4 protein-coding genes and 1 pseudogene are annotated in these 4,728 nt (G+C 48.3%); 2 read left to right on the top strand and 3 right to left on the bottom strand.

Annotated features, from left to right (window positions below):
• Nucleotides 1–859, top strand: an 859-nt coding sequence (locus Q0668_RS13150) for a CHAT domain-containing protein (RefSeq protein ID WP_298865389.1), incomplete at its 5' end; no start/stop codon positions are given.
• Between the two features lie 58 nt (nucleotides 860–917).
• Here Q0668_RS13150 and Q0668_RS13145 read toward each other — a convergent pair.
• The 3 genes and pseudogenes from Q0668_RS13145 to Q0668_RS13135 form a co-directional block, all read right to left on the bottom strand.
• Nucleotides 918–2,111, bottom strand: a pseudogene (locus Q0668_RS13145) (aldose 1-epimerase family protein).
• Between the two features lie 32 nt (nucleotides 2,112–2,143).
• Nucleotides 2,144–3,007 carry a shikimate dehydrogenase gene (gene aroE / locus Q0668_RS13140; protein ID WP_298865386.1) on the bottom strand — a complete coding sequence of 288 codons (864 nt, stop codon included), beginning with the start codon at nucleotides 3,005–3,007 and terminating at the stop codon, nucleotides 2,144–2,146.
• 22 nt (nucleotides 3,008–3,029) lie between these two features.
• Nucleotides 3,030–3,812: an IclR family transcriptional regulator gene (locus tag Q0668_RS13135; protein ID WP_298865383.1), complete on the bottom strand. Its 783-nt coding sequence runs from the start codon at nucleotides 3,810–3,812 to the stop codon at nucleotides 3,030–3,032.
• Nucleotides 3,813–3,969: 157 nt separating this feature from the next.
• Between Q0668_RS13135 and Q0668_RS13130 the strand changes: the two genes are divergently transcribed.
• Nucleotides 3,970–4,728 (top strand): substrate-binding domain-containing protein (locus tag Q0668_RS13130; protein ID WP_298865380.1); only part of this gene is annotated, 759 nt, incomplete at its 3' end.

Below are 4,728 nucleotides of genomic sequence, written 5' to 3'. Positions count from 1 at the left end.
GGTTCGAACGGCACACGCACACAGTATTTATGGTCAATTTCTCGACCGTCAGGACCGTACAAACGATGCAGCTAAGCAACTTCAGATCGCCGTAGACATTCGGGAAAAAGCTGATCCAGATAATAAGAATCTGTTATATGCTTCTTATTTCAGGCTTGCTGACATTTATGAAAAACTGATGAATGACGACAAACACAAGAAATATCAGAAGTTGGCAGACGCTATTAGAAAGCCGTCGAAAAAGAAGTCAACAAGCAGTAAAACGGCATTGAAAGCCCCGCCAGATAAGATTAACCGGTCAGGTAAAACAAAAATGATACCGCCACAAGATGAAATTGATCCTGATCTGCTGGCAATGCGCGATGCGGCATTGTCGCAAATGACGCGTTTTGTTCAGACATATCCGACTTCCCGCGATTCTACCGTCAATCCGCTGTTAAGATGTGGTCTGATGCTGGCGGGCTGTAATAATCGCCCGGAAGCATTGCGACAGTCAAAGAACGATGGAGTTTTGACTGGTCTGGAGATTATCAGTGCAGATCTTCGTGGAACCAGACTTGTTGTTCTGAGTGCCTGCGAGACCGGGGTTGGTGAAATCCGATCTGGTGAAGGTGTTGCCGGACTGCGACAAGCTTTTCAGTTAGCCGGTGCTGAATCCGTCGTGGCGTCACTCTGGAGTATTCCCGATCAAGAGACCGCATTGTTGATGGAAGAATTTTTTTCCAACCTTGCGAAGGGGATGCATAAATCAGAAGCGCTTCGGCAGGCGCAATTGACCAGAATTAGGGCCCGGCGAGACCGCAATGGAGCAGCTCATCCCTATTTTTGGGCTGCATTCACATTAACGGGTCAGGAATAACGAAGGCCATTGTATTTCTAAAGTTATTGCGAGACAGTGATTGAAGTTCGAAAATACTTTAAGGGTTGTTGACAGCAGGTGGTTTCGTCTGCACATCGATTTTTTGTGTTCCCTGAAGTGACCTTATTTTTTTGATGGCAGTCTTCACAGCGGCATCACCTCTGTGTAAACCAAAATCCAGAGTGAAACGTCGTGTTTTTCCAGGCTCCAGCTTCGGGACGCGGCCCGCTGCACGTTCCACTTTGCGGTTGTAGGGGTAACCTGTCGCTGGTTCGATTCCAGTGACGTATCCATCTTCAACCGCGGCGGTGTTTTTCCAAACCGTCAGATAAGGTAATTGCTTTGTCGACCACTGCATGGATGCGGCGCGATTTCCTTTGGCGTTCTGAAGAACGGCTCCAGTGACGCCATCTTGGTCAGCGAGGGGATCTATTAAATAGACCTGTTCAATGAAGCCTCTGGTCGGGCCTTCGTAGGTTGCATACGTGTCAATGCTCTTGCCGGCATGTTCATTCATCGGGGTGATTTTTTTGAGCGCGGCATGTAACTTTGCTCCTTTGCCCAAAAGTGGTGCGCCAAAATTGGTGTGATAGATCATCTGAAATTCCTGATCGAACGTGCCCAAGTTGGTGACCGTGTCGTCAATCCGAAATGTGTTCTCTCCAGGAACGACAGAGACCTATGCCACAAGTTTCAATTTAGGACCGTAAAAGAATTTCTCATAAACAACCCCACGCACTCGAATGCGGTAAGGTGCTTCGGAATCAATAATGACCTCAACTTCACTCGCGGGGATGTTACCAATTTTTCCGTGTAATGTTAGATCCATGGTGGCTTTTTCACCGGTATTATTCACAAATTCATCCGTTCCCGGATGCCCGGCGAATTCCAATCCGCAACGCACCATCCATTCGTTGAAACCTTCAAGCCACCCGAGGCCACCACGGCTTTCCAGGTTGATGAATGAGGGATGCACAATTCCTTCGACGGGAGAATTCCAGCCGATCCGCAGATCTTTGTTTCGCACCTCATAAATGCTCATGCCGCGCGTGGGAATGACGACGATCTGCATCACGCCGTTATCGATTGTGATCAGTTCAACGCCTTCCTGCTTACCACCATGTAGCGTCCGTTTTTTTACGGACCAGCCTTCGCCAGAAAGGTTCCATGTTTCTGTATGGACTTTGCCATTCTCACTCGTGAGAACATGGCGTTTCTCTTCCGCTTGCGTGTGACTGGAAAGAAGATTCATACCGCCAAAAATAAGACAAATGATAAAACGGTTCATGTTAAGCTCTCCGTGGTTACGCCGAAAATTTCTTCGAGTTTACTACGCATGACTGTCGGATCGGCGTCAACATCCGACCAATATTTGATTCCGATCACACCTTGATTGACCAGCATGCCAAGACCGTCTATCACAGTACACCCGATTTTTCGTGCCTCGCGGATCAATCGCGTCTCAGGTGGATTAGGGATGACATCGGCTACGACCATTTCCGGTGTAAGTGTGTGTAAATCCAAAGCAAGGCGGGCCTCAAGGTCAGGAAACAAGCCGATTGAAGTAGCATTGATTACAATGTCTGTTCCTGCTGGAACCTGGTATTCACCCTTCCATCGAACAAATTCCGCATCAGCGGGAGTCTTTTCGTTCAACAGGGAAGTGACGGCTTGCCCCCGATCTTCAGAGCGATTAACAATCGTAATCTTCTTTGCACCTGCAAATGCCGATTCAACGCCAATGGCCCGCGCTGCTCCGCCAGCTCCCAACATGACGATAGTTTTGTCAGTGGGATCAATAGACTCTTGCAACGATTGGACGAATCCTTTGCCGTCGGTATTTTCACCAATCCACTTGCCATCACGGTGCACAGCACAATTAACTGCACCAATCACTTCAGCAGATTCGCCCAGTCCATCCAGATACTCAATAACGGCAACTTTGTGCGGGATGGAGCAATTAAATCCCGCCCAGCCCATGGCTCTTGCTCCGCGGACCGCATCGCCAAGGTGTTCGGGAGTTACTTCGCAGTTAATGTAACGCCAGTTAAGGCCATGATGAAGGTAGGCAGACTCGACCATTGCGACAGTGGGGTTTTCAGTACATGGCTGTGCGAAGCTACCTGTTAGTTGGCTAAGAAAATTCATCCTGCGTCAAACTCCTGAAAAATTATTGGCCGTAATCTAATTCGATATTGGAAGCAGCCTCTGCTACGAGCCCACCAAGATGTTCGAACGCTGATTCCAATATTCGCGATGCAGGTCCTGCAATTGTGATGGCGCCGACAGGGTATCCATGGCGATCGCAAACCGGTGCTGCGACACAGTGAATGCCCTCCATTCCCTCGGCTCGATCCAGAGCATACCCACATTCCGCGATTTTGGTGAGTTCTTCTCGAAAACTTCGACGGTTAGTGATGGTGGTGGGAGTAAATCGTTTGAAGCGAATTCGTGATACAAGTTCCTCGCGGTCTTCATTCGGTAGACTTGCAATGATCGCTTTTCCCGGGGCACAACTGTAGGAAGGGCATCGGGCACCGAGTTCTGCAGAGTATTTAAAGGGATGAGTGGAGGTCAGCTGATTCAAAATAACATTTTCAATTTCGATAAGGCAGCAAATTTGTGTGGTCTCACCTGTTGCTTTTCGCAGACCGCGCATGGCGGGGAGAGATGTCTCCACCAATCCGCGTTCTCGTCCCTGTGGTTGACCCAGCATTAAAAATTTATTGGTCAGGCTGAATCGCTTTGTCGCAGGATCGCGAGACAGGTAACCCATTTCGTCAAGTTCCTGTGTGATCCGAAAGACTGATGCTGAGGGGTAACCCAAACGCTCTGACAATTCTGCGATAGTCGCACTCATCTGGTGCTTCGAAAGAAATTCCAGAATTGACATTCCGCGTTGGAGGTTGGGTACTGCGGATTTTTTAGATTCGGCGATTTTGATTTCTGGCATGTTTGATTCCATAGCGAATCGATTGAGTTAAGCCTTTATGAATTACAAGCTTATGAGCTTATCCACACTTGAAATCCAATTCTTATATGAATACAATATCTGCCACTGGCAATCAAGCTTGTTTCGTCCAACTGTTGATAATTTGGAGATAAAGCGAATGGCTCGGCTCTCTCTAGCAATTTTTTCTGGCATGTTACTAGTCGCATTCGGTTGTAGTGATGCAGCCTCGAATTCGGCATCCGATTCGAAAACAGAAAATACACCCTCTGTCCAAAGTAAGGGGACCATCGGATTCTCGGCTCTCACGTTGACGAATCCTTTTTTCAAGGTGATCGCCGATACGATGCAGGAAGAAGCGAAAAAACATGGGTACGAATTGATCGTGCTATCAGCAGAACGCGATGTGAAAAAGCAGGCCGATCATGTAGACGAATTTTTGGTGAAGGGGGTCTCAGCGATTGTTCTGAATCCCTGCGATTCCAATGGCATCGGTCCGGCAATTAAAAAGGCTAACGACAAAGGGATTCCGGTCTTTACCAACGATATCAAATACGATGGCGACGAAGGCAAAGTCGTCTGCCATGTGGCAACTGATAATTATCAGGGAGGAAAATTAGCCGGTGATGCGATGGTGAAGTTGCTAGGTGATTCCGGAGGCAAAGTTGCGATCCTGCATTTCCCTCAAGCGGAATCGTGTCAATTGCGAGTCAAAGGTTTTCACGAAAAAGTGAATGCACACAATGACAAGACGAAAAATGCAAAGATCGAAGTCGTAGCAACGCTAGACGGTGGTGGGGTTCGGGACGAAGGATCCAAGGCGACCAAAGATGTGGTCGAATCGAATCCAGATCTGGCCGCAATTTTTGCAATCAACGATCCGTCCGCTTTGGGCGCACGCGCTGCACTGGAAGCCGCT

Origin of the sequence: uncultured Gimesia sp., from assembly GCF_937910335.1 — a bacterium.
Classification (GTDB): Bacteria; Planctomycetota; Planctomycetia; order Planctomycetales; family Planctomycetaceae; genus Gimesia.
The sequence above is the reverse complement of the archived record's forward strand: the minus strand, read 5'-3'. Positions and strand labels throughout refer to the sequence as shown.